At 35.8% G+C, this 23,932-nt stretch carries 20 protein-coding genes; 1 reads left to right on the forward strand and 19 read right to left on the reverse strand.

The genetic code is table 11. The features are described 5' to 3' along the window. The 17 genes from HORE_RS06775 to HORE_RS06850 form a co-directional block, all read right to left on the reverse strand. The gene (locus HORE_RS06775; RefSeq protein WP_012636233.1) at window positions 1–1,497 is read right to left on the reverse strand and encodes a GldG family protein; all 1,497 of its coding nucleotides are present in this window, start codon (window positions 1,495–1,497) and stop codon (window positions 1–3) included. A 17-nt stretch (window positions 1,498–1,514) separates the two neighbouring features. Continuing rightward, entirely contained in the window at window positions 1,515–2,222 is a 708-nt protein-coding gene (locus HORE_RS06780; RefSeq protein WP_012636234.1) for an ABC transporter permease, read from the reverse strand. After that, on the reverse strand, window positions 2,219–3,151 hold the full coding sequence (locus tag HORE_RS06785; RefSeq protein ID WP_012636235.1) for an ABC transporter ATP-binding protein: 933 nt from the start codon (window positions 3,149–3,151) through the stop codon (window positions 2,219–2,221). Before HORE_RS06785 ends, HORE_RS06780 begins: the two co-directional genes overlap by 4 nt. 226 nt (window positions 3,152–3,377) lie before the next feature. Next, window positions 3,378–4,328, reverse strand: a complete 951-nt coding sequence (locus HORE_RS06790; RefSeq protein WP_012636236.1) for a DUF4380 domain-containing protein — start codon at window positions 4,326–4,328, stop codon at window positions 3,378–3,380. Between the two features lie 90 nt (window positions 4,329–4,418). After that, complete coding sequence (locus HORE_RS06795; RefSeq protein WP_012636237.1) at window positions 4,419–4,880, reverse strand: hypothetical protein; 462 nt, start codon at window positions 4,878–4,880, stop codon at window positions 4,419–4,421. A gap of 164 nt (window positions 4,881–5,044) precedes the next feature. Next, window positions 5,045–6,046, reverse strand: a complete 1,002-nt coding sequence (locus HORE_RS06800; RefSeq protein WP_012636238.1) for an ABC transporter ATP-binding protein — start codon at window positions 6,044–6,046, stop codon at window positions 5,045–5,047. Then, window positions 6,043–7,011 carry an ABC transporter ATP-binding protein gene (locus HORE_RS06805; RefSeq protein ID WP_012636239.1) on the reverse strand — a complete coding sequence of 323 codons (969 nt, stop codon included), beginning with the start codon at window positions 7,009–7,011 and terminating at the stop codon, window positions 6,043–6,045. Before HORE_RS06805 ends, HORE_RS06800 begins: the two co-directional genes overlap by 4 nt. 5 nt (window positions 7,012–7,016) lie before the next feature. Further along, window positions 7,017–8,474, reverse strand: a complete 1,458-nt coding sequence (locus tag HORE_RS06810; RefSeq protein WP_012636240.1) for an ABC transporter permease — start codon at window positions 8,472–8,474, stop codon at window positions 7,017–7,019. After that, the gene (locus tag HORE_RS06815) at window positions 8,471–9,520 is read right to left on the reverse strand and encodes an ABC transporter permease (protein ID WP_012636241.1); all 1,050 of its coding nucleotides are present in this window, start codon (window positions 9,518–9,520) and stop codon (window positions 8,471–8,473) included. The genes HORE_RS06810 and HORE_RS06815 overlap by 4 nt, the downstream gene beginning before the upstream one ends. Before the next feature lie 139 nt (window positions 9,521–9,659). Further along, window positions 9,660–11,498 (reverse strand): lipoprotein, encoded by a 1,839-nt coding sequence (locus HORE_RS06820; RefSeq protein WP_012636242.1) that lies wholly within the window; start codon window positions 11,496–11,498, stop codon window positions 9,660–9,662. Between the two features lie 66 nt (window positions 11,499–11,564). Further along, entirely contained in the window at window positions 11,565–12,161 is a 597-nt protein-coding gene (locus HORE_RS12460; RefSeq protein WP_012636243.1) for an ABC transporter substrate-binding protein, read from the reverse strand. Window positions 12,162–12,552: 391 nt separating this feature from the next. Further along, window positions 12,553–13,563 carry a zinc-dependent alcohol dehydrogenase family protein gene (locus HORE_RS06825; RefSeq protein WP_012636244.1) on the reverse strand — a complete coding sequence of 337 codons (1,011 nt, stop codon included), beginning with the start codon at window positions 13,561–13,563 and terminating at the stop codon, window positions 12,553–12,555. Window positions 13,564–13,600: 37 nt separating this feature from the next. Next, on the reverse strand, window positions 13,601–16,114 hold the full coding sequence (locus tag HORE_RS06830) for a beta-mannosidase (RefSeq protein ID WP_012636245.1): 2,514 nt from the start codon (window positions 16,112–16,114) through the stop codon (window positions 13,601–13,603). Between the two features lie 48 nt (window positions 16,115–16,162). Further along, window positions 16,163–17,008 (reverse strand): carbohydrate ABC transporter permease, encoded by an 846-nt coding sequence (locus tag HORE_RS06835; protein ID WP_012636246.1) that lies wholly within the window; start codon window positions 17,006–17,008, stop codon window positions 16,163–16,165. A gap of 17 nt (window positions 17,009–17,025) precedes the next feature. Next, window positions 17,026–17,907, reverse strand: coding sequence for a carbohydrate ABC transporter permease (locus HORE_RS06840; RefSeq protein ID WP_012636247.1), 882 nt, complete (start codon window positions 17,905–17,907; stop codon window positions 17,026–17,028). A gap of 69 nt (window positions 17,908–17,976) precedes the next feature. Beyond that, window positions 17,977–19,251, reverse strand: coding sequence for an extracellular solute-binding protein (locus tag HORE_RS06845; RefSeq protein ID WP_012636248.1), 1,275 nt, complete (start codon window positions 19,249–19,251; stop codon window positions 17,977–17,979). A gap of 119 nt (window positions 19,252–19,370) precedes the next feature. Beyond that, window positions 19,371–20,405 carry a LacI family DNA-binding transcriptional regulator gene (locus HORE_RS06850; RefSeq protein WP_012636249.1) on the reverse strand — a complete coding sequence of 345 codons (1,035 nt, stop codon included), beginning with the start codon at window positions 20,403–20,405 and terminating at the stop codon, window positions 19,371–19,373. 391 nt (window positions 20,406–20,796) lie between these two features. On the opposite strand from HORE_RS06850, the gene HORE_RS06855 reads away from it, so the two are divergent. Beyond that, complete coding sequence (locus HORE_RS06855) at window positions 20,797–21,546, forward strand: glycerophosphodiester phosphodiesterase (protein WP_012636250.1); 750 nt, start codon at window positions 20,797–20,799, stop codon at window positions 21,544–21,546. A 156-nt stretch (window positions 21,547–21,702) separates the two neighbouring features. Here the strand turns inward: HORE_RS06855 and HORE_RS06860 are convergent, their stop codons facing one another. Both HORE_RS06860 and HORE_RS06865 read right to left on the reverse strand, forming a co-directional pair. Next, window positions 21,703–22,974, reverse strand: a complete 1,272-nt coding sequence (locus HORE_RS06860) for an FAD-dependent oxidoreductase (RefSeq protein ID WP_012636251.1) — start codon at window positions 22,972–22,974, stop codon at window positions 21,703–21,705. An 88-nt stretch (window positions 22,975–23,062) separates the two neighbouring features. Further along, the gene (locus HORE_RS06865; protein WP_012636252.1) at window positions 23,063–23,917 is read right to left on the reverse strand and encodes a carbohydrate ABC transporter permease; all 855 of its coding nucleotides are present in this window, start codon (window positions 23,915–23,917) and stop codon (window positions 23,063–23,065) included. Window positions 23,918–23,932 lie beyond the last annotated feature (15 nt).

The following is a 23,932-nucleotide window of genomic DNA, read 5'->3' on the forward strand; positions in this document are numbered from 1 at the left end:
CTACAGGTGCCTCCTCCTTAGATAAATTACTATACCCACTGCAAATACCAACAATGGAATCAGGAACACAGTACTATAGAATATTAACCTGCCCGCATCAGGAGTTAGACTCAGATACTTAATACCAAAACCTTTAGCCCTGATACTGATCTGCTCTTCCTGTCCGACAAGCCAGTTAACGCAATTTAACATGAAGTCCCGGTTGCCCTGTTGTGGTAATACTTTGTTGTTAATAATAGCTGATGTCCCCAGGACTACTGCCCTCATCTGGTCATCAATAAGCTTTTGAATATCTTCAAGTTCAGATTCTTCATAGGTTTCACTATTCCTTTTATCGATTATTTTGTCATTATTATTACCTTTATTACTTAAAGGTCTCATAACTGTATATACAAGATCGAATCGACCCTTTAAATCCTTTTCATCCCGGGCTATCCTTTCAGCTTCATAACGGGTTTCTCCCCAGGCATTTTTACTTGTTTTTAAAATAGATTCTATCTGATAATCCCCTTTATAATTAGATATCTCCTTAAAGCTTCTGGTATAGGGTAAGATAACTAAAAGATCATCTGAAATTAATTTGCTGGTTATATTATGGTATTCATAATCAGCAATGGGAGTTAAGGGGTCAAAAAAATATGACTGTTTCCGGTCTATAACCAGGTCATCCTGGGGAGTAATTCCCCATTCTTCAATTAAGTTAATCAAATTCCTGAAATTGTCATTTGGTGAAGGGTTTAAAAAAACCATCAGGTCTCCCCCGCGATTAATAAATTTATTGATTAATTCTATTTCTTTTATAGCATAATCTTTTCTGGGTCCGGCAATAACCAGTATATTTGCATCATCAGGTATACCATCTTTAACAAGATTTATACTGTCTACCTGATAACCTTCACCGGTCAGGGCATCTTTAAACTGATAGAGATCTTCATTTAGAGTACTTTCCCCGTGGCCGGTTATAAAATACACACTGGCTGTAGTATTTTTGGTAACATCTATTAAAGCCCTGGTAAACTCCTCTTCACCTTTAAATTTCTGATCCTGGTATCCCGGACCATAGGTAAACAGGTTATATCTGGTAATCTTTTTTTTCCTTTTTTCAGTCTCAAAAACTATAGTATCATAGGCAGTCACATTATATTCTTTTGTTATTGAAGGATTCCGGTCAGGGTCAACAAACTCTACTTCTAAATTATCAGTATAATCCTGATATCTATCTAATAATCTTCTAACCAGTACCCTGACATTACTTCCCGGCTTAAAAAAACCAGTTACCTTAACCTCCTGATCTAAATTTTTTAATACTTTTATGGTTTTTTCCGACAGGCTAAACCTTTTATTTTCTGTTAAATCCCATCGAACATTGTGCTGGTATACCAGGTAGTTAACTACAGCCATTATTCCTATTATCATAACCACCATAACCAGAGTATTGCCACCATATTTGAATTGTCTTGTCCTAAAAAATTTCTTTAATTTATCAAAAAATCCCATATTCTCCCCTCCCTTAACTAGTTCCAGCGGCGCCTTTCAATATTCTGGATTGTAAGAAATATAAAAAAGATAGTCAGGGTAAAGTAATAAAACAGGTGGTCAAGGCCAATAATCCCCTGCCTGAAATCTTCAAGATGGGAAAGTATTGAAAACCATTCCAGTATTTCCCGGCCTCTGAATGATATAGCATCAGCAGCCCAGTCAATGATCCAGAACAGTAATAATATTGAAAAACTAACCACAGCAGAAATAATCTGGTTCTCTGTCAGGGAAGAGGCAAATAAACCTATAGCTGCTGCCGCTGCTCCCATTAAAAATACTCCAACATACCCGGAAATAATGGGGCCAACTTCAGGTTCTCCGTAGACAAACAAAATAACCGGATAAATTAGTGAGATGAAAAGCATAAAGAATATTAAAAAAAGGGAAGCAAGATATTTCCCAATAACAACTGAAGTGGTAGTTACTGGAGAGGTAAGCAAAAGTTCCTCTGTACCCAGCTTTCTTTCATCAGCTATAAGATGCATGGTTAAGATAGGAACAACAAATATAAAGAGAAGACTCATATTCCCCAGGGTAACCTGCATAGTTACAATTCTTGAACTTAAAATAAAGGTTGAAAAAAAGTAACCTGAAAGTAGCAGAAAAAATCCTATAACAATATAGGCCATAGGTGATAGAAAATAATGTCCTACTTCTCTTTTAAATATAATCAGAGACTTCATTTTAAAACCTCCTCTTCTTCAGTTGTTAACTGGAGGAATATTTCTTCCAGGCTAAGATCTATAGTTTTCATTTCCAGAATAGGGTAACCCAATTCTGCCATTTTAAAGAAGAGATTTCTCCTGACATCACCCTTATGACCGGTTTCTATGTTAAATTTACCTTCTTTAAGATCAACCTGTTTCACACCATCTAATTCCTCAATTTCTTTTTTTATCTGGTCTTTATCTCCATCTATTTCTACCTGTAATACTTCTCCATGGCGCAATCTCCTGGAAAGACTGGATGGTGTGTCCTGAGCCACAATTTCCCCTTCATTAATAATTAGAACCCTTTCGGCAATCATATTAACTTCAGGTAAAATATGGGAACTAAGGATAATTGTCTTATCGGTACTTAAGGCCTTAATTAAATTTCTAATTTCGATAATCTGCCTGGGGTCAAGTCCAGAAGTAGGTTCATCCAGAATAAGAACTTCCGGGTCCCCTATTAAAGCCTGGGCAAGACCGACCCTCTGCTTGTACCCCTTTGATAAATTTTTAATTAACCTGTTTCTAACATCCTTAATACTTATCACTTCCATAACCCTGTCCAGTTCTTTATCATGCTGGTCACGGGGTATATCTTTGAGTTCAGCAATAAATTTCAAAAACCTGTATACGGTCATATTCGGATATAAAGGCGGATTTTCAGGCAAATAACCGATCAACCTTTTAACATCCAGAGGGTTTTTAAAGGTATCAAATCCCCCTACCTTAACTTCACCAGAAGTTGGTGGGATATACCCGGTAATAATCTGCATAGTAGTAGTCTTGCCCGCCCCATTGGGTCCTAAAAACCCGATAATTTCACCCTTACCTACTTTAAAATTGATTCCTTTCAGTGCTACTTTTTCCCCATACCTTTTAGTTACTTGCTTAACCTCTATCAATTGCCAGCCCTCCCTTTCATCAAAATAAAAAATCCCATTCTTAGAAATAAAAGAAAACGCAAAAAAAAACGTTATCTTGAATTCCTAAAAATGAGATTATATACCGGAAAAAATATATACCGGCAATATAAAAATATCATAGTTAAAAAATAATTTCAATATTTTGTTAACATTTTTATCTATCCTTTTACAATATATCCCTCTATTACAGTTGTAATTTTTAAGATTAGCCATCAGGTACAATAGATTTAACTGTCTCCATGATCTCCTTAATATCGGACTTTTTATCCCAGCTTAACACTCGCCATTCTTCAGTAAAAAAATATTTATCCTGTGGTCTTATTTTATTTAAGGGACCATGAACTTCAACTTCAAAATAGTTATATTTATTGGTATCAAAAACTTCCATGGCATATCCGTGTCCAAATCGGGCTCCAGAAAAAACAGGGAATATTTTAAGATAACCGAGAAGCCAGTCTTCCTTTTCAACCAGAGTCAAAATCCAGCCTTTTGAATAACCTGTTCCCAGTTTAAATATTTCCTGACCGGGACAGTGGACACTTATAAAACTTTTGCCATCAAAATTATATCGCTCTGTATAGTTATTTTTTTCCGGGGTAACAATATAACCTAAACTATCATCTGAAAGAATAGGGAATATAACTCTGCCCTCTCCGTGGATCTGAGTAACATCCCAGAGCCCAAAAGTCCTGTCAGTGGTTGAACAATTTTCCATTCCCTGCTTAATAGTAACTTCCGGGCTTCCTGCTTTGAGGGTAATAACCCTCATCAACCTCATACCACTTTCCCGGCAGACAGGACTTGTAAGCTCAACTTGAATTTTATCTTTTTCCTGAAATACAGACATATTATATGACCCCAGTTCCAGATCAAGGTAAGGAGGCCAGTCCCACTTTGACTGTGGAGCTAGCCAGGTTTTATAACCACCGGTAGGCACATAATCAAATTTCTTTCGATAAGACTTAACATCTCCTATACGGGAAAGGTCTATTTTAGAAGTGCTATTTTCCGGCAAATTAAAAAAGAGATCCTGTCCCCGATAGCTAAAACTTACTATCTTACCACCAACCTCCGGCAACAATATTAAACTGATAACCTTATTTTTTAACTCATAACCCTGCCAGCCTTTAAATTCTGTTTTTTTAAATTCAATCACATAGATCATCCTCTACCATCAAATTTGTTCTATAAAGTTAATATATAAAATTTGTACTAAAATTCTTTTTTATTCAATAAATTGTTTTTTTTAATTAGCCTGTTCTGGTATATATTTTTTTCTTTTATTCCTGTTTAATCCCAGCCAGATTTTAATATAAGCAGAATAAATCAGACTCAAACCAAATAATATAAATTGAATAAAGTAAAATACTTTTCCGGGGTTAAAGCCCTCATTATAATATGAGGCAATCAAGATTCCCAGTATTACAGAAGAAATTATAATTAAAAAGATCCCCAGAAAAAGGGCCTGTTTAACCATATATGATGATTCATTTTCATTATTAAGTTTGTTCAAAAGTTTTTTGGTTATATCTCCAAAGAGTATAATGGTAATTATCATCCAGTCAAGTAGTTTCAAATATTCCTTAAATTCAACCCTGAAAACAAACATTATACCAAGATGAATTATTAGCGGCAATAGTATAAATATAAAGGTTTCAGTTATCCACTCAACAAATAACTTTATCCCGGTCATAAATCTAATTTTCATTATTAATTCTCCCCCAGCATATAAAATTTGTTAACATATAATTAGACAAAAGAGATTGTTTTTCCTCCCTTTACCAAATATTTATTTGTAAGTTTTTTCATTTTTTATTTAACAAACCCGCGGCTTTACACCGCGGGTTGAGACCAAAAATAACAATGGTATAACTAAATTTCCTTATATCTCCGGCAGGCTACAAAATGACCATCTTCTGCCTCTTCTAACTGTGGATCATCACCCTCTTTGCACTCAGGTTTAGCATATATACACCTGGGGTGGAAGCGGCATCCTTCAGGAATATTGGCAGCTGATGGAATTTCTCCTTTAATGGGCAACTCCTTTTTCTTGTTAACCCGCCCGGAAACAGGCTCACATACTGCCGAAATCAAAGCCATGGTATAGGGATGGAGAGTATTTTCTACTACATCATCAACAGAACCCATCTCCACAATCTTCCCGAGGTACATAACTGCAATTCTGTCGGTAAAGTACCTGGCTGTAGAAAGGTCATGGGTTATATAAAGATAAGTAAGATTCAGGTTTTTTTGTACATCTTTCATCATCTGTAGTATCTCAGCCCTTGTTGAGAGGTCAATCATAGAGACAGGTTCATCGGCCACTATAAAGCTGGGTGATAGTATCAGAGTCCTGGCTGTAGCCAGTCTCTGCCTCTGCCCCCCGCTTAACATGTGGGGATGTCGGTTCATAAATTCCTCAGGTGGGGTTAATTTGACCTCTCTTAAAGCCTTTACCGCCATTTCCTCCCGGACCTCTTTACTCTCCCCAATATTATGGATGATTAATGGTTCTTCCAGGACATCTCTCGCCTTAAATCGGGGATTCATTGATGCATAAGGATCCTGAAAAATCATCTGAACCTTACGTTTATGTTCACTCAAACCTTCTTCATCCAGGTAGGTCACATCTTTCCCATTAAAAATCATCTGTCCAGATGTTGGCTCCAGTAATTTCATTATAAGTTTTCCTGTAGTTGTCTTTCCACAACCAGATTCTCCAATAAGTCCAAATATTTCACCCCGGTAAATTTTAAAGGTTATTCCGTCAACCGCTTTTACATAATCCCTTTCACCCCTTAGTACCTGGCCGAGACTACGCCGTAGCGGAAACCATTTCTTTAAATCTTTAACTTCGAGAATAACATCACTCATTCAAAACACCTCCAGCAGGCTACAAAATGACCCGGCTCAATTTCTTTAACCGGTGGTTCTTCTTTCTTACATTTATCCATGGCTACATCACACCTCAGATGAAAACGGCAGCCCTCTGGAGGATTAAGAAGATCGGGTGGTGTCCCCGGAATAAAATCAAGTTTATTTACCTTTTTATGTAACCTTGGTGTTGCTGCCAGGAGCCTCCGGGTATAGGGATGGGCTGGACCCTGAGAACCATAAATCTGTTCGTTGGTACCTATTTCAGCAACTTTACCAGCATACATAACCATGATTCTATCAGATACTTCGGCTTCAGTTGACAGGTCATGGGTGATAAATATAAAAGATAGCTTTAATTTCTCTTTAAGTTCCTTTAACAGGTTAATTATCTGGGCCTGAACAACTACATCCAGGGCTGTAGTTGGTTCATCACAAATGACAACCCGGGGTTCTAGAAATAGAGCCATGGCAATAACAATACGCTGCTTCATTCCTCCTGATAATTCATGAGGGTATCTCTTTAAGACATCATCTGATAACCCCACCAGATTGACATATTTTTTTATCCGTTCTCTTGCTTCCTTTTCTTTCATTTTCCGGTGATGCTGGAGGGTTTCCATCATCTGTTTTTCAACAGTATAAACAGGAGTTAAACAATTCATGGCTCCCTGAAAAACCATCGATATTTTTTCCCAGCGTACATTTTTCCTTAATTCATTCTCATTAAGTTTAAGAATATCTTTACCATCAATGATTATTTCACCATCAACTATCTTCCCCGGAGGAGTAGGCATATTAAGCAAGGCTGTCCCCAGGGTAGTTTTTCCACAACCTGATTCCCCTACAACCCCCAGGGTTTCCCCTGCTTTCATATAAAAGGATACTCCATCAACTCCATGAACCGCACCTTTGGTTGTAAAATAATGAAGTTTTAAATTCCTGACATCTAATATCTTCTCCATAATATCTACCTCGTCTTCAATTTGGGATTTAGAATTTTATCCATAGAAAATCCAATAAAGGCAAAAGTCATACCCATCAGGGCAATTGCCAATCCTGGTGGTATTACCCACCACCATAAGCCCTGTAGAACTGCCCCATTAACATGGGCACCGTGGAGTATCTGGCCCCAGGTAACTATTGTCGTATCGCCTACCCCGAGCAAACTCAAACTGGCTTCAACAACAATAGCACCTGGAACTGAAAGGGCCATCGAAGCAAAAGCATAAGGAATTAGCTGGGGAATCATATGTTTAAATATAATTCTGGAATTAGAAGCATTAAGGGCCTTTGCCGCTTCAATGTAAGTTTCTTCTTTTATTTGCAGACCCATACTCCTTACTGTTCTAACCGGTCCCGTCCAGTAGAAGATACACATCATTAAAATAATTAACCAGATACTGGGTTTAAAAATAGCACTGACTACAATTAGAACCGGAAGCATCGGTATACTGACAAAAACCTCAAAGACCCTCATCATTGCCGAATCCACCCAGCCACCAAAATAAGCACTGGTAACACCATAAATAACTCCTACGGATACCGATATAAATGAGGTCATTAACCCGATTAACATTGCCCATTTAGTTCCAACTACGATACCACTCCAGATATCCCGCTTGGCGTTATCGGTACCCAGAATTCCATACACCTTTCCAGCAACTATCAGAGAAGGTTCCTTTATATATGAATCTTTACCAATAGCTACTCCTTCAATCTTAACCTTATATTCACCCTTTAAGGGACTGGGATTTATTAAAATTCCCTCCTGACCTCTTGAAAAAATAACTTTAATCGGGTTGATAGAATTTTTATTTATTTTCTCTAAATTTTCACGGCTCTCAAACCTAGATGCAAGCCGGTATGCTCCAAACATGGCATCATTGGCCATAGGAGCCCTGACCTTCTGTTCTTTTCTGGAATTAACACTGGCCTGGGTCATTCTTATTTCCTCACCATCGGGCCTGACCAGGGTGACCTGCATATTTACTGTCCCTTTACTCAGGGCCTTAAATATTAGTTCATCAGGTGGAATATCATACTGGTAATTATAGGTAAATGACCCACTATAGGTTTTCATTCTACCTCTGTCAATAACCTTCCACTCCGGATCCCTTAAAATTTCATGTTCAGTTCTCTTCTGTGATGAAAACCAGTTAATCCAGGCCGGGGCTGCACTCTGGGGATTATCTTCCCAGTATTCTATATCACTCCATCTGGTACCCGCTTCTTTAAAAGGTGTAATCTGGGAGCTAAAAATAATCATAAGGATAAAAATAGCCAGTAAAACTAATCCCCATTTACCATATTTTACCCTGCTAAATTCCTGCCAGAATTCTCCCAGGGAAGACTTAAAATCACTCCAGCCTGAAGACTTGACATCTGGTCCTTTACCAGGTTTTACTGGAATATTTCCATTGCTCATTCTTTACCACCTACCTTTATACGGGGATCGAGGAAACCGTAAATCAGGTCAAGGACTACCAGTCCAGCCAGGTATAACAGGATGGTTACCGACAGATTACCCATCAAAACCGGTATATCGTGTTGTTGTAAAGCAACCCAGTAAAGATTCCCCATGCCCGGCCAGCTAAAAATGCCTTCAAAAATGATAGCACCAGCAAAGGAGCGGAGCAGGGAAATAACAGACATAGTGGCAATAGGAGGAGCGGCTGACCTTAGAGCATGACCATACAGGACCCGTTTTTCTGATATTCCCCGGGCCCGGGCTGACATAATATAATCCTGCTGTAATGTCCCCAGAACAATATTACGGGTCAGGTAGGTACCACCCCAGACCCTGATTAAAACCAGGGTTAAAAGTGGTAATGTCATATGGTACAGCATGTCAAAAAAATAAGCCAGACCACCTTCCGGAGGTGGAGTGGAATGTATACCTCCAGACGGGAAAATAGGAATAACATAGGCAAATAACATAATTAAAATCATCCCCAGCCACCAGGTGGGCATACCCCAGACAACCATGGTCAAAATGGAAGTACTCTGGTCCATCAGCCCCCCGGCCTTCTGGGCTTTTTTCAATCCCACTAAAATACTGATTATAACATTAATAAATGCAGCTACGGTAAAAAGTAGAGCTGTCCTCGGTAATTTCTCCATAACAATAGTAAAAACTTCTCTCTCACCTGCATTAGATTTTATATGGGTAGACCTGCCGAAATCAAAGGTTATAGTATCATACGCCCTCCAGAAGACACGATAAATATAAGGTTCGTTTAAGTGATACATATTATATAATTCTTCCCGCCGCTGTTGTTTTAATTGCTGGACTTCTTCATGGGATAAACGAGCCATATCCCTTGACATAAATTCTCCCTGAATTCTTTCTTCTATCTGGGAACGTAAAGTGGTTTCCATTACGGTATTAAACAGGATTGAAAGCACAAATATTATCACTACATAGATAATTATCCCATAGATTATCCTCTTTACGACATATCGTCCATACAAAGCTATCACCTCTACTTTCATAAAGAATAAAGAAACTATGCCCCCTGTTTAATACCAGGGGGCATATTTAATTTCTACAATGAAATTAATTATATTTGTAACATAAACCCCTTTTTTACCGTTTCACCTCAATTGTAAATTAGTAAATTACAAGGGTTTTAGAAACCGTAGAAGGAAGGGCATCCTTAGCCTCAGCAACAGCCATCACTTTATAGGAACCTGGTTCCAGCTCAGCAGTTACATTACCTGGAATTTTGGCAATAAATACGCCGGGGATAGCTTCATCTGCTTTAAATTTATATTCCTTATCCCCCGCCAGCAGGGTCAGAGTAACATTACCTGCTTCAGCAAGTTTACCTTCTTTTTCAGGGTATTCTATACTGGTCACATGGATATCAACAAGGATATCCTTACCTTTTTCAGACATAACAGGTAATTCTAACTGGTCTATTACCAGACGGGTTGACTTAAAGTGTTCCATCCAGTAGCCCGGTTCGAAGGGATAAGTTTCATCCCTGAAAGCTGTTAATTCAGCAAAACTGGTTTCCGGATCATATTTACTTAAATAGAAGGGCCCATTACTGATATAACCATGGCCATATTTTTCAATAAAATCAAGGGCAGCCTTATATCTTTTTATACATTCTTCTGGAGTTATATAGTCCTTTATAGATACAGGCACGTGTTTTTCTTCTATCATTTCTCTTAATTCAGCCTTGAGATCCTCAACATGGGAAGGAGTAAGGAGGTCAACTTCTTCAGTACCTTTAATACCCTTGGAGAATGAATACTTTGTACCAGAAGTTGAACCTTCGGCGACCATCCGGGCCAGGGCTTCTAAAATCTCCCAGCTAACGCCACAGTAATGGCCTGAAGCAGTTACATCAAAGTAAGGAGCTCCCTGGGCCAGAGCCCTTTTCTTACTGGCCGGGAAGTTGTAATTAAAATAATTAATGGCTACATTGTTTTCCAGGTCATATATAGTGGCAACATCAATATCAAATGCATTCATATTTGCAGCATAACTCTTATCATAATAGGGGTCTCCTTCAAAGTCTTTGGTAGACCATTCTTCTATAAATGCATCTGCATACATAAAGTCTACCAGGCTCATGGGAATACCGTGGTGGTAGTTACTTAACCTATATCTGTAAACACCTTTGGTAAAGGCAGTTTTACCGGGCCCGATTTCAACCCACTTCTCTTCAACCGGGTCATAATAAATTGCATCTTCAGGAACAGGCACATCTCCCACTACTTCTCCATCTTCATTCCGGTGTACCTTGGTATAACTTTCATCCATATCGGGAATAGCCCTGAGCCAGGTAAATTCAGCAGTAGAAGGACTTTCAAAGACAGCGTTGTCATATAATGGCTCTGCTATATAACCAATATAGGTATCATCAAATCCACCGGCTCCCACCGGGTCCCAGGCACTCATAAAGAGGCTCCCCTGGGAAGAAAGTTCCGTAACTCTCAAAATCCTATCTTTAGTCCTGGCAGTAACAATGGAATATTTACTGGGGCCATCACCTAAACCGTAAGCAAACCTACCTTCAAAGCGCTCTTTATGGGCCAGATAGTTTGCAGTTGAATAGCAGACATAGATACGCTGGGATTCATCGAGGGCTATGTCAAGTGCTGTCAGAACTAAATCCCAGTATTCTTCAGTAGTTAAAAAGTTACCGGAATAGGCCTTCTGGGCTATACTATCAAGTTCTTCATTTTTGAATACCCAGCCATCAGCAAGGGCACCTGCTGTAAACCCACCCCAGGAGGCGTACATCTGACCGACGATATGTTCCCACCACGCTCTGGTAGCACCTGCTGACCATGCTTCTGTGTAAAGATTCCATCCATAGTCTTCAGGTCTACCGAAATATACCGTTTCCACACACCTGGCCCGTTCCCAGACCAGTCTTTCCACTTTAAAACCGGCTTTTTCCAGCTGGTTGGCAACATATTCCCCGAGTGGCATTCTTACCTGTGGGTCATCAGCCCTGATAAGGAATTTAAGGGTGATAGGTTTGCCATCATATGTCCATCATTTACCCTCTTTTTTAAGCCTTCCCTCGTTTTCAGGTAAAGAAGCTGCCTTATTCATAGCTTCATTAATCATATCCAGGGCCTTTGCTTCATCACCTTCCGGAGTAAACCCTTTCTTAATACTTACCAGATTATACTTGTAAGTACCAGGCTGTCCAGGGGTAGCCATGTCAAACATGGGGGCCCCGCCACCGTCCAGGATTTCGTCAATAATATACTGCCTGTTAATTAAGAAATTCATTGCAAACCTGATCTTTTTGATAGCAAAAGGATTAAAGAATGTTTCTCCATCTTTTTCAAGGGTGTAGGGAGCCTTGTTTGGATAGGGATTAAATGGAATTGAAAAAGACAGGGCTGGAACAGAATATATTTCCAATTTGTCCAGTTCTTCAGGAGATAAAGAGTTGATTAGAGGAGTTTCAACACCTTCAAGGAAGAGATCAGTCTTTCCTTCAATAACATCTTTAATTCCTATCTCCTTCTGCATTCTTACATTATAGTATACTTTATCGGGGTAAGGACCTTTTTCAGCCAGAACACTGACAGATAATAATAAAGCTAACACAACCAGCAAACTAACTCTAAATAATCTCATACTCGCTACTATACCTCCTTATATAAGTAATGTAACTATGAAAAATAATTAAATTATCACTTAATCCCTATACTCACCCCCTCAAAGAGAGTTAATATTTTAGAATCAACTACAAAAAAGTACCTATTTATATTTATAGTATTTTGCTTAAAATTTTATTATACCCATGTTAAAATATTATCCAGTTTATTTTATATTTTTTAAAATTTTCGTATTTTTTTGTTAATAATATTACTTTTATATTATAGTGTAAAATACCAATACTTGTCAAGGTATTTTTTGGTGTTTTATTATGATAAAAATATATTAAGATATCTGTATTATATCAGAATTTATATTATATAAACAAAAATCTGTTCAGGATTTAACCTGAACAGATTTAAATTAAATATTAATATATAACTAGCGATTTGACATTACTCTCATCTAAATTTCCGTCCAAAACATTTGGTAGCTCTTCAAGTGTGTATTGAGAAGTTACTAACTTTTTTAAATTAACCATCCCTGATTCCAGTATTCTAACAGCTCTATCAGTAACAAAGGGATTAATATATGCCCCCTTTAATTTTAATTCCCTTTTATAAATTTCAAAAGGGTTAATTTCTATAACCTTATCTTTAGGAGGAACACCAAATAAAAGAACACTACCTCCCTTTCGGGCTAACTGAATAGATTGCTTAAAAGTATGGATATTACCCACGGCCTCTATTACAACATCTGCTCCTTCCCTTTTAATTATTTTAATTTCTTTTTCAAGATTATCATTAAAGGGATCAAATACTTTACTGGCCCCTAATTTCAGGGCTAGTTTTCGTTTTTTTGAATTTGGTTCACTAACTATTACCTCACTGGCACCACTATGTAATGCCAGCTGAAGTAAAATTAAACCAATAGCTCCTGCCCCCAAAATCACAACAAAATCTCCAGGCCTTATCCCGGCAAGGTCAATCCCATGGAGGCAACAGGCCAGTGGTTCTACAAGAGCCATTTCTTTATAACTAACATTCTCCTTAACTTTATAAACATTAGTAGCAGGAGCAACCAAATACTCAGCAAAACCACCATTTCTTGTAACTCCGATTGCCTGCAATTCTTTACATAAATGAACTTCTCCACGGTGACAATAATAACATTGACCACAAAATATATTGGGATCTATGCAAACTTTATCACCTTTTTTGAGACTACGCACCTGTCGTCCAGTCTCAATTATCTCTCCTGCATTTTCATGCCCCAGTATTACCTGAGTCCGGGCAGGTGCCTCTCCTCTGTAAATATGTCTATCAGTACCACAGATACCAGCTGCTTTAACTTTAACAAGTACTTCATTTTCATCTATTTTAGGAATCTCTTTATCTTCAATTTTTACATTTCCTGGTCCATAAAAAACTAAACTTTTCAAGATTACCCCCTCCATTTAGATAATTTTTACTTACTAGTTACTTGATTATGGCTTCTGTCCCGGTTATATCTGATACCGTTAATTGTTCGTAGGGTATCTTTTTCCTGCCCCTGTTTACTAGTTTAATTTGCTTTAACTCACCTGGTAGCAAATCAAAATAATTATCACTAAAGACAACATTTTTACTTGGCAAATTCAAAGTAACAAAACGAGCCATTTTATCAGTCTTTAACTTGAGTTCATCTTTTTGTTCATTTATTTCTACAATAATCCTTGGACAGGGTAAATTTAAATTTTTTTGGTCTGAAAGAAAATAAATATTTTTAGAGGTGTGTCCCTTACCTGAACGAAGAGCAAAAGCAATTTCTTCTAGCTTAACATCCTTAACTATATCTATACTATATTCTTTAATTTTCAGTGAACTATTGGCTTTTATATCTACAGATACTTTATCCCTAAAAATAATTTTACCGTAAAAATCTATAATATCTAATTGAATTTCATCATAAATATCTTCTAATAAATCATTTATAACCCACAATTCTATTTTTTTATTAGGTTCATAATTCAAAGATATAAGATAAGGATTATAAAAATTTCTGGCATAATAATAAGATGCCTTAGGTAATAAATAATAATCTATCATAGACCAGCTGGTCCCAGGCCAACAATCATTTAACTGCCATATTAAGGTGCCACTGGTCATCGGTTTTCTTCTCCGATAGTGTTCTACCCCAAACTTAAGACCTTCAGCCTGAGTCAACATAGAATACTTAATATATTTTTCAATATCATCTGGTATTCCCGTATAATCTTCCATTAATAATATTCCTTTTTGATGATGGTAATCTTTATTTCTATAATCCATTTCAGGACTACCCCAGTAAAACTGTCCTTTAGGAATATTATCTTTCAGGGTGTACTCATTTGAAGAAGCATGCATTCCAAACTCACTTACAAATCTAGAAATATCTTTTTTATAATTCTTAAACGAAACCCCTTCAACACTATAATCAATTTTTGTTTTTTCTCCAAATTTACGGGGCTCAACCTGTCCGTGCCAAACATACCAGTTATGTGTATCTCCTTCTCGGGGGTCATTGTGGTCATTACCACCATATGGAGAGCTTGGCCAATAGGGTCGGGTTGGATCAAGGTTTAATAATAAACCAGGTAATAATTCATGATATATTTTCTTACCATAAAAATCAGTTTTAATATCACCATCAGAATACATCTTTTCATATAACCAATCATTCTCATTATTTCCACACCATAAAGCTATACAGGGGTCATTACGTAATTTTTTTACAACTGAAATAATTTCCTTTTCGACATTATTTATAAAATCTTTATTATAATCAGGGTAAAGAGCACAGGCAAACATAAAATCCTGCCAGACAAGTATCCCTTGCCTGTTACATTCCTGATAAAAAACATCTTTTTCATAAATACCTCCCCCCCACACCCGGAGCATATTCATATTGGCCTTACGGGCCATAGTAATCAAGTTTTTATACCTTTTATCGTCAACTGCCCCAAAAAGACTATCAGGGGGAATCCAGTTTGCTCCTTTAGCAAAAACCTTTACTCCATTTAAGAGAAAAGTAAAGACTTTGTTACCATTCTCGTCCTTATGTTGTAACTTTAAAGACCTAATTCCTACTTCTTTTTTATATTCATCTATAAGTATGTCCCCTTTATAAAGCTTTACAATAAGGTTATAAAGGTTCGGTTCTCCCAAATCATGGGTCCACCATAATTTAGGTTCCTTTACATTTAAGTATATAACTTCCTTATTTCTTTCAACTTTTTTCTTTAAATTAAATTCTTTATTTTTATGTTTAAGAGATACCTCCAATTTCAAGTTGTTTGCATGTGTATAATTATCTAAATCAATATCAATTTCTATTTTTGCATTATTATTAGATATATCAATTGTTTTAACAAATACTGAATCTATTTTAGCACATTTCCTCTTTTTGATATGAACCTCTTTCCATATTCCGGTTGTCACCAACCGGGGACCCCAATCCCATCCAAAATTCATCTGGGCTTTACGAACCCATACCCTCTCTTTACTAAAACCAGACCATAAGTCTTTATTCTTATTTTTAACATGCTTGTTAATAGGATCAAATTTTACGGCTATAACATTCTTCCCGTAATTAATTAAGTTAGTAACTTCAAAAATATGGGGTATAAACATGTTATCAGTACTACCCAGTTCTCTACCATTTAAAAAAACAGTGGCAAAGGTATCTAATCCCTCGAAGATTAACTCCACTTTTTCATCATCCTTTAGATGTTCCTTATATTCAAATTCAGTCCTGTACCACCATTCCTTTTTTTCTATCCACCGGGATTTTTGATCATTATGACCTTTAAAGGGATTGTCAATTATTTTTCTATTTATTAAAGTACTATGTACATCACCAGGAACTGTAGCAGGAATCCAGAAATGATCTATGTAATCTTTGGAGGCTACTTCTGCACTATTTATTTCATTGACATCAAAGTAAGCTATCTTCCAGTTATCTTTTATTATCAATAATATCACTCCTTCCACCATGTTATTAATCTTATAACCTTATTTAACTTATCCTTTAACTGCCCCAGAACTCATTCCCTTAATAAGATGTTCTTCCATTATTAAATAAAATATTATTATCGGTATTAAAACCATAGTCAGGGCAGCCATTTGAACCCCATAATTTGTACTGTATTTTCCAGCAAAACTTGCTAAACCCAAAGGTATAGTTTTTAAAGAATCACTATTAATTAAGACCAGGGCAAAGGAAAATTCATTCCAATTAAAAATAAAATTCAATATGCTTACTGTAGCCAGGGCAGGTCTGCTCATCGGTAAAATAAATGACCAGAAAATCTTAAAAATCCCACATCCATCTACAACAGCAGCCTCTTCAACCTCGGTTGGAAGTCCTTTCATATAACTTACAAGTATAAAGATTGTTAAAGGTAGATTAAAACCTATATAAGGAAATATTAATGCCCAACGAGTGTTTATTAAACCTATTTTTCTCATTAAAATAAACATAGGAACCAATGTACCATGAATGGGAACCAACATTCCAAATATAAAGATTACATATAAGATATTTTTCCACTTAAATTGAAACCTGGCAATAAAATAAGAAACAAGAGCTCCCAGTAGAACAGTTACAACCATAGCAACAATAGAAACAATAATACTATTAATAAATCTGTTTCCCAGGTGAGCAGTCTTCCAGGCTTCAAAGTAATTGTTTAAATACAATCTGTTAGGAAAAGAAAAAGAATTCATGGTTATCTCCTGTTCAGTTTTACAAGAATTAATAGCCATCCAAAGAATAGGATATAAATTTACAACTGCAAATATAATTAAAATTGTATATATCACTATCTGTTTAATTTTCTTTTTATTAATAAAGGCTTTAGTGTTCATAAATTTCACCTCCATATTTATACAGTTTTCCTGTTAAATAGCTTTTTTATTGTAATAACTAGAAAAAGTCCAAAAATGACTACAAATACTGACACAGCACTACCATAACCATATCTTAATGAAGAAAAGCTTTTTTCATATAAATGAAGTGCTAAAACTTCAGTTGAATGGGCTGGCCCACCATTAGTCATGACATAAATTAAACCAAAAATTTTTAAACTACCACTAATACATAAAACTATGGATGCAAGAATTGTATCCCAGATTATTGGTATAATAATATGAAAAGTTCTTTTTAAACCATGAGCTCCATCTATTTCCGCAGCTTCCAATATTTCTTTCGGTACATTTTGAAGAGCAGCCAGAAATATAACAAAATACAGTCCAATAAACTGCCAGATTACAGTAATAGCAACAGAATACATTGCTAAATTTGGATCACCTAACCAATTTTGTGCCCATGAATTTAATCCCACTATTCTTAAAAATTTGTTGATTAATCCAAACTGATAATTATAGACCATACTCCAGATAAGTGAAATAATAACTGCTGAAATCACTACAGGCAAAAATATAACTGTCCTAAAAAAATGGGACCCTTTAATTTTTTGGTTTACTAATAAAGCCAGTAGTAACCCCAGGGGAACCTGTCCAAAAACAGAGGCTAAAATAACAACTATATTATTTTTTAATGAAATCCAGAAAATAGAATTTTGGAACATATCGATAAAATTGTCCAGGGCAACAAATTTTAAATCCGGGGAAAAACCATTCCATTCTATGAATGAATAATAGAAAGATATTATTATTGGAACCAAAACAAACAAAAAATAAACAATTAAAGCTGGAGTAATACCCAAAAAGATATACTTATTTTTATGTTTAAATATATGTTCCATAATCTCCCCCCTAACTTAATAATTTTTATTCAAGGAGAGACCAGCTTACTGGTCTCTCCTTTCTTAACATTAATCTAAACTTTTTTGTAACTCTTTAGCAAGTTTTTCGGGAGTAATCATGCCAGCTATTAAAGACTGTAATCCATTATTTAGTACATTAGTAATATCAACAGGTAGTACTGCATCATATACCGGAGCTATATGATATTTTTGTACTAATTCCATTTCTTTTTTCATTAATGGGTCAACATCAGTTACAGTAACCTTGGCTGGAACGAAAGTTCCAACTTTTAAGAACCCTTTATATAATTTCTCTGAATAAAAATATTTTAAAAATTGAAATGCAGCTTCTTTCTCTTTTTTGGAAAGATTTGCATTTAAGGAAATACCGTAGCCACTTACACCTGATAGTGATTTAGGGGCTTTTTCTCCTTCTATTTCAGGGAATGTTGCCACCCCAACATCAATATTTTTTGCTTTATTTATTACATCACCCAGTGCCCAGGTGCCTTCTACATACATTGCAGCTTTTCCCTGGTAAAAATACTGGCGCTGTTGAATATTATTTAATGAGTTAGCATCAAGGTTAAAGGCTTTTATATCACTTAGTTCTTTTATTACTTTAAGGGACTTAATAAACTCAGGATCAGTAAATTTCTTTTTACCTTCCATTACCTTTGTTAAAAATTCTTCGCCAGCCACTCTATCACCAATAGTAGAAAGAAAACATGATTGTAAAACCCACTTACCTTTATTTCCTAAAGCAATAGGTATAATATTGTTACCACGTAGTTTTTTAATTAAAACTTTAAATTCATTATATGTACCGGGGAATTCATTATACCCAACACTTTTTAAAAGGTCTTTGTTATAATAAATAGTATGTGTATATACAATATTTCCTGGTATGGCATAGACCCTTCCATCTATACTATAATCTTTAAACTGGGAAGCAGGTATCAAATTGTTTTTCCAGTATCCAACAATCTCATCAATAGGCATTAAGGTTCCACCTTCAACAAGGGGTCTTAATTCTTCCCCTGGCCAGGTCTGAATAAGATCTGGGAGCTGTCCTCCAGCTGCCTGTATTTTTATTTTTGTTTTATATTGATCATGAGGTATTCTTTGCATCTTTATGTTAATATCAGAATGAGACTTATTAAACTCTTCTACCCTGGAAATCATAACTTTATAGTCAGGATTAGGACCAACCCATATATTCCAAAAAGTAAGCTCCACAGGGCTATTGTAAGCTAAGGCCATTTCAAAATTAAATATCAATAACATCCCTACAAGCAATAAACTAAAAACTACAGTAAATAAAAAATTAGAATTTTGTCTCAAAATAATTACCTCCTTATTATTTATTATGTTTGTTTTCCATGGCTTATTTATGTTATTTCTCTAATTAATTTAATTAATTTCACCCCCTTGATTAATTGTTTTCTTTTTAAGATGACCTATTAATTATAGTATTTTGATGTAGAACCTCTAATAATGGTTTCTACAGAAACAACCAATTTGATAGGACTTGGGGTAATATTATTTATTAATTCATACAATCGTTTTCCAGCTAAAATACCCATTTCTTTTTTAAATATTCTAACTGTAGTAAGAGATGGAAGAGTGTGTTTGGCCATTTCAATATCATCAAAACCTGCAATAGATATATCTTGAGGGATTCTATAACCTAACTCTTTTAATGCTTTCATTACACCGATAGCAATTTTATCATTTCCAGTAAAAACTGCAGAAGGTAAAGTCTTCACATTCGAAAAAAAACTGTAAGCAGCTTTGAAAGCATCCGCTATTTCACTAAAAGGTTTACAGAAATATATTAAGTTATCATCTTTTTCAATACCAGCCAGTTTTAAAGCCTGCTTATAACCAATATACCTCTCTTCAAGGGAAACATGACTTAAAGGGCCTCCAAAAAAAGCTATACGTTTATGACCCAATTCAATTAAATAATTTACTATTTTTCTGGCTCCAGATATGTTATCGGTAACCACACAATCTATATTCTCATCCCATAAATCATTATCAATTAACACAAGAGGTATATTACTATTTTTTATGTCTAAAATTAATTCTTTATCTATTTCATAACCCGTTAAAATTAAACCAGCTAGATCCTGATCTTTGATTAAAGAATTAATTGTATAAACATCTTCGTTCTTTATGCCGGAAATTGTTTTAAAAAACAAATTATAATTATATTTTTTTAAACTTTCTTCAACACCTTCCATAACCTGCCCATAAAAAGGATCTCCAACTAGATTTGTGGAGATACGTTTACTGAAAATTATACCTACATTTTCTCCTTTTTTTCTATTGTTTTTTGTATAGTTTCGCGGAGTATATTTTAGTTTTTTAGCTGCTTCCAGAACTTTCTTACGAGTATGGTCAGCAATACTCCCTTTGTTATTAAAAACCCTCGACACAGTAGCCGGTGAAACCCCTGCTTTTTCTGCTACATCTTTAATTGTTGGAGCCATATTTCTCACTCCTTAAAATTAATATTTAAAAAGTTATTTTATTTTTATTACAATAATTATTATCTAATATTATTTATACTACAAAAATTCATAAAATCCTCCTTTTTTCCGAAAAATTTTTAAAAATTTATTAAAGTTTCATGTAAAAATATTTATTTTTTACATGAATATTTTCACTTGTTTTTCAGTAATTTTCTTTCAACCCACTACTTTTTCATGCAATTTCAGAATTAAATTAACATCACTCCTGCTTATCCAGCCCGATAAAGTAAAGCCAATTAAGGGATTAACTTATAAAGGAAATCATTAATTGTTTGTTGAAATAAAAAGTAGTATTTTTTAAATTCATTTTAATTTAAAAAAACTATAAGTTTTTTAAAGGGGAGATTTGATGAATGTTTCAAAAGAACATGTTAACATTATAGGACACCGGGGGGCAGCCGGTCTGGCCCCTGAGAATACACAAATATCTTTTGAGATGGCCTCTCAGAGTGGAATCGATGGTGTGGAATTTGATGTTCAGATGACTAAAGACAAAAAACTGGTAGTTATACACGACCATGATGTAAAAAGAATCACAAAAGAAGACGGTCTGGTTAAAGACTTTACATTAACTGAAATCAAAAAGCTGGATGCTGGTGGCTACTTCAGCCCTGAATATAAAGGTCAACAGATATTAACTCTGGAAGAAACCCTGGATCTGGTTAAAGATTTTAACATAATAAATCTGGAGATTAAAAATGGTCCTGTCATTTATCCTGAGATAGAAGAAAAAGTAATCTATGTAATAAAACAATTCAAGCTTGAAGATAAAATAATTATTTCATCATTTAACCATTACACCCTGAATAAAATCAAACAGATAGAACCTGACATTAAAACCGGGGTTCTTTATATGGCCGGATTATATCAGCCCTGGGAATACATAAATAAAATTAAAGCCTGGTCAGCCCATCCATATTTTGCCGGGGTCAGGCCAGAGATAGTCAGGGGATGTCAAAAAAAAGGGGTAAATGTAATTGTCTTCGGTGTAAATGATGACCATGTTATCGAAAAGTTAATTAAAATGGGGGTTGATGGAATCATAACAGATTTTCCTGACAGAGCTAAAGACATCCGGGATAAATATTTAAATTTATAAGGGTTGACAATAAAACCGGGCAATTCTATTAAAAGAACTTGCCCGGTTTTTTATTTGTTTTTTATTTATATTATCTTTTATTTATATTTAGTCATATATATAATACACCTATTAATTAATTCTTTTAAATTATATTATAAAAATTTTATTTTATAATTACTCCACTATTACATTATCACCCAGAAAAGCCCCCTGTTTTATTAACTCTTCCTGTAAAATTCTATAATCGATTCGATGCGGGTTTTTACCTGTTTCCAGACTGACTGCAGCTGCAATTCCAGCTGCCTGACCAATGGCAAAAACTATAGGCATAACCCTCAATGAAGAATGGGCCTCATGGGTTGACGAAATAGAACGGCTACCGATCAGTAAATTATTTAAGTTTTGAGGAACAAGGCAACGATAAGGGATGTCATACCATTCTCCTTCTTCAAGGTACTTCATAATCGTACCTTCACCCTCTGGATTATGAATATCTATAGGATAACTCCCACAGGCAACAACATCATCAAATTTTCTAGTTTTCAGGAGGTCATTAACAGTTAATACATAATCCCCAATAACCCGGCGTGATTCCCTGATCCCTATCTGGGTTGCTGTTTGCTGAAGATAGGCATTCTCAAACCCAGGAATATTTTTAATTAACCACCGTGATAACTCCCAGCTCTGCCTTCTTCCTTCAATTTCTGCTTTGCTCAAAGACTCAGAATCAGTAGGGTCATGCTTAATAACCCTGGTCTGGTTAAAATGGACCACCCCGGGGTTTGTTGTAAAGAAAAATAAAATATCTTCACGGGGACAGTCAATTATTCCTTTCTCTTTAGCTTCTATATATTTTTCTGTTATTTCTCCCCGGGAAGGCATTCTTTCTAAGTCTACGTTGGCCATTCTAAAATTCAAGGTCATGGGCTGGGTTAAACCATCCTTAGGTCTCCCTTTTTCTACTCTAACCCCTGCTAAATAAGCCAGATCAGCATCACCAGTACTATCAACATATATTTTAGCCTTTAATTTCTTTAAACCACCTTTAGTAACCACCTTTATACTGTTAATTTCATTTCCACAGGTTTCAACACCGGCTAACATGGCATGGAAATGGATATTAACTCCATTTTCCGAGCAGAGACGGTCAGCTACCACCTTAAAAGCTTCAGGGTCAAAGGCCCAGGGGGTTTCTTTCATTAAGCTGTTACCAAAGGCGTTCATATCCTTTAACCGTTCTACTATTTCCTGGAAAATACCCCTGATAATCTGTCTTTCTCCTGAATAGTAGGTCATAAAGGGGTTTACCAGCATGGCTGTTGCCCCACCACCGAGAAAACCATACCTTTCTACCAGAAGGACTTTTTTGCCCATCCGGGCAGCCCCAATGGAAGCTGCGATCCCCCCGGGACCACCACCACATACAATAACATCATATTCAGTCATAACAAACTACCTCCATTAAGTCCTTAAACATTTTAGCATTTATTTTATAAATATATCTTTATAAGTTTATATATAATACAAATATATTTTATCCTTTAACAGAACCGGCCAACATACCCCTGACAAAATACTTCTGCAGGGTAAAGAAAATTATCAGGGGAATAACCATCGAAATAAATGCAGCTGAAGTTAAAAGATGCCAGCTCTGTCCATGGGAACCAACCAGAGTTGAGAGCCTTAAAGTCAATGGAGCTACATCAGGACTCCCACCGAGGTATATAAGGGCTACCAATAAATCATTCCAGACCCATAAGAACTGAAAAATAACAAGTGAAGCCAGAGCTGGTGTCGAAAGAGGTAACGCCAGCCTGAAAAACATCGTTCCGACAGAAGCTCCATCAATGGACGCTGCTTCAAAAAGGTCATCTGGTAATGACTGAAAGTAGTTATGCAGCATATATATTGCAAAGGGCAATCCATAAGCGGTATGGGCTAACCAGACCCCCAGAAAAGAGCCAGAGAGCCCAAGTGTATTATAAAGTTTAAGCACTGGAATAAAGGTTAACTGAATGGGAACCACCATCAGGGCGAGTACAATCCCATAAAATATTTTCTTCCCCTCCAGGTTCAGCTTTGAGAGACCGAAGGCAGCAAATGAAGCCACAATAACTGGCAGGGTACATCCAATAATGGTAATAAAAAAGCTATTTTTAAAGGCATTGGCAACACCATTTGTTTTGAGTACATCTTTATAGTTTTCAAGGGTAAACTGGGTTATTTTTAAGGGATTGCTTAATACTGTCCACCATCCGGTTTTCATAATTTCATTAGAGGGACGAAAAGATGTAACCAGTAACCCCAAAGTTGGTAATACCCAGGTAATAACAATTACCAACAGGATAACATTTAGAATTATTTTTTTAAGATTTACCTTTGTACCCATAATATTCTCCCCTTG

The sequence above is a fragment of the Halothermothrix orenii H 168 genome, assembly GCF_000020485.1.
Taxonomy (GTDB): Bacteria; Bacillota; Halanaerobiia; order Halanaerobiales; family Halothermotrichaceae; genus Halothermothrix; species Halothermothrix orenii.

Bases quoted from the DNA above. Each gene is read 5' to 3' on its own strand.
- HORE_RS06840 (WP_012636247.1), bottom strand. From the start codon at position 17,907: ATGGAACATATATTTAAACATAAAAATAAGTATATCTTTTTGGGTATT.
- HORE_RS06795 (WP_012636237.1), bottom strand. From the start codon at position 4,880: ATGAAAATTAGATTTATGACCGGGATAAAGTTATTTGTTGAGTGGATA.
- HORE_RS12460 (WP_012636243.1), bottom strand. From the start codon at position 12,161: ATGAGATTATTTAGAGTTAGTTTGCTGGTTGTGTTAGCTTTATTATTA.
- HORE_RS06780 (WP_012636234.1), bottom strand. From the start codon at position 2,222: ATGAAGTCTCTGATTATATTTAAAAGAGAAGTAGGACATTATTTTCTA.
- HORE_RS06820 (WP_012636242.1), bottom strand. From the start codon at position 11,498: ATGCCACTCGGGGAATATGTTGCCAACCAGCTGGAAAAAGCCGGTTTT.
- HORE_RS06850 (WP_012636249.1), bottom strand. From the start codon at position 20,405: ATGGCTCCAACAATTAAAGATGTAGCAGAAAAAGCAGGGGTTTCACCG.
- HORE_RS06865 (WP_012636252.1), bottom strand. From the start codon at position 23,917: ATGGGTACAAAGGTAAATCTTAAAAAAATAATTCTAAATGTTATCCTG.
- HORE_RS06835 (WP_012636246.1), bottom strand. From the start codon at position 17,008: ATGAACACTAAAGCCTTTATTAATAAAAAGAAAATTAAACAGATAGTG.
- HORE_RS06800 (WP_012636238.1), bottom strand. From the start codon at position 6,046: ATGAGTGATGTTATTCTCGAAGTTAAAGATTTAAAGAAATGGTTTCCG.
- HORE_RS06775 (WP_012636233.1), bottom strand. From the start codon at position 1,497: ATGGGATTTTTTGATAAATTAAAGAAATTTTTTAGGACAAGACAATTC.
- HORE_RS06855 (WP_012636250.1), top strand. From the start codon at position 20,797: ATGAATGTTTCAAAAGAACATGTTAACATTATAGGACACCGGGGGGCA.
- HORE_RS06860 (WP_012636251.1), bottom strand. From the start codon at position 22,974: ATGACTGAATATGATGTTATTGTATGTGGTGGTGGTCCCGGGGGGATC.
- HORE_RS06810 (WP_012636240.1), bottom strand. From the start codon at position 8,474: ATGAGCAATGGAAATATTCCAGTAAAACCTGGTAAAGGACCAGATGTC.
- HORE_RS06805 (WP_012636239.1), bottom strand. From the start codon at position 7,011: ATGGAGAAGATATTAGATGTCAGGAATTTAAAACTTCATTATTTTACA.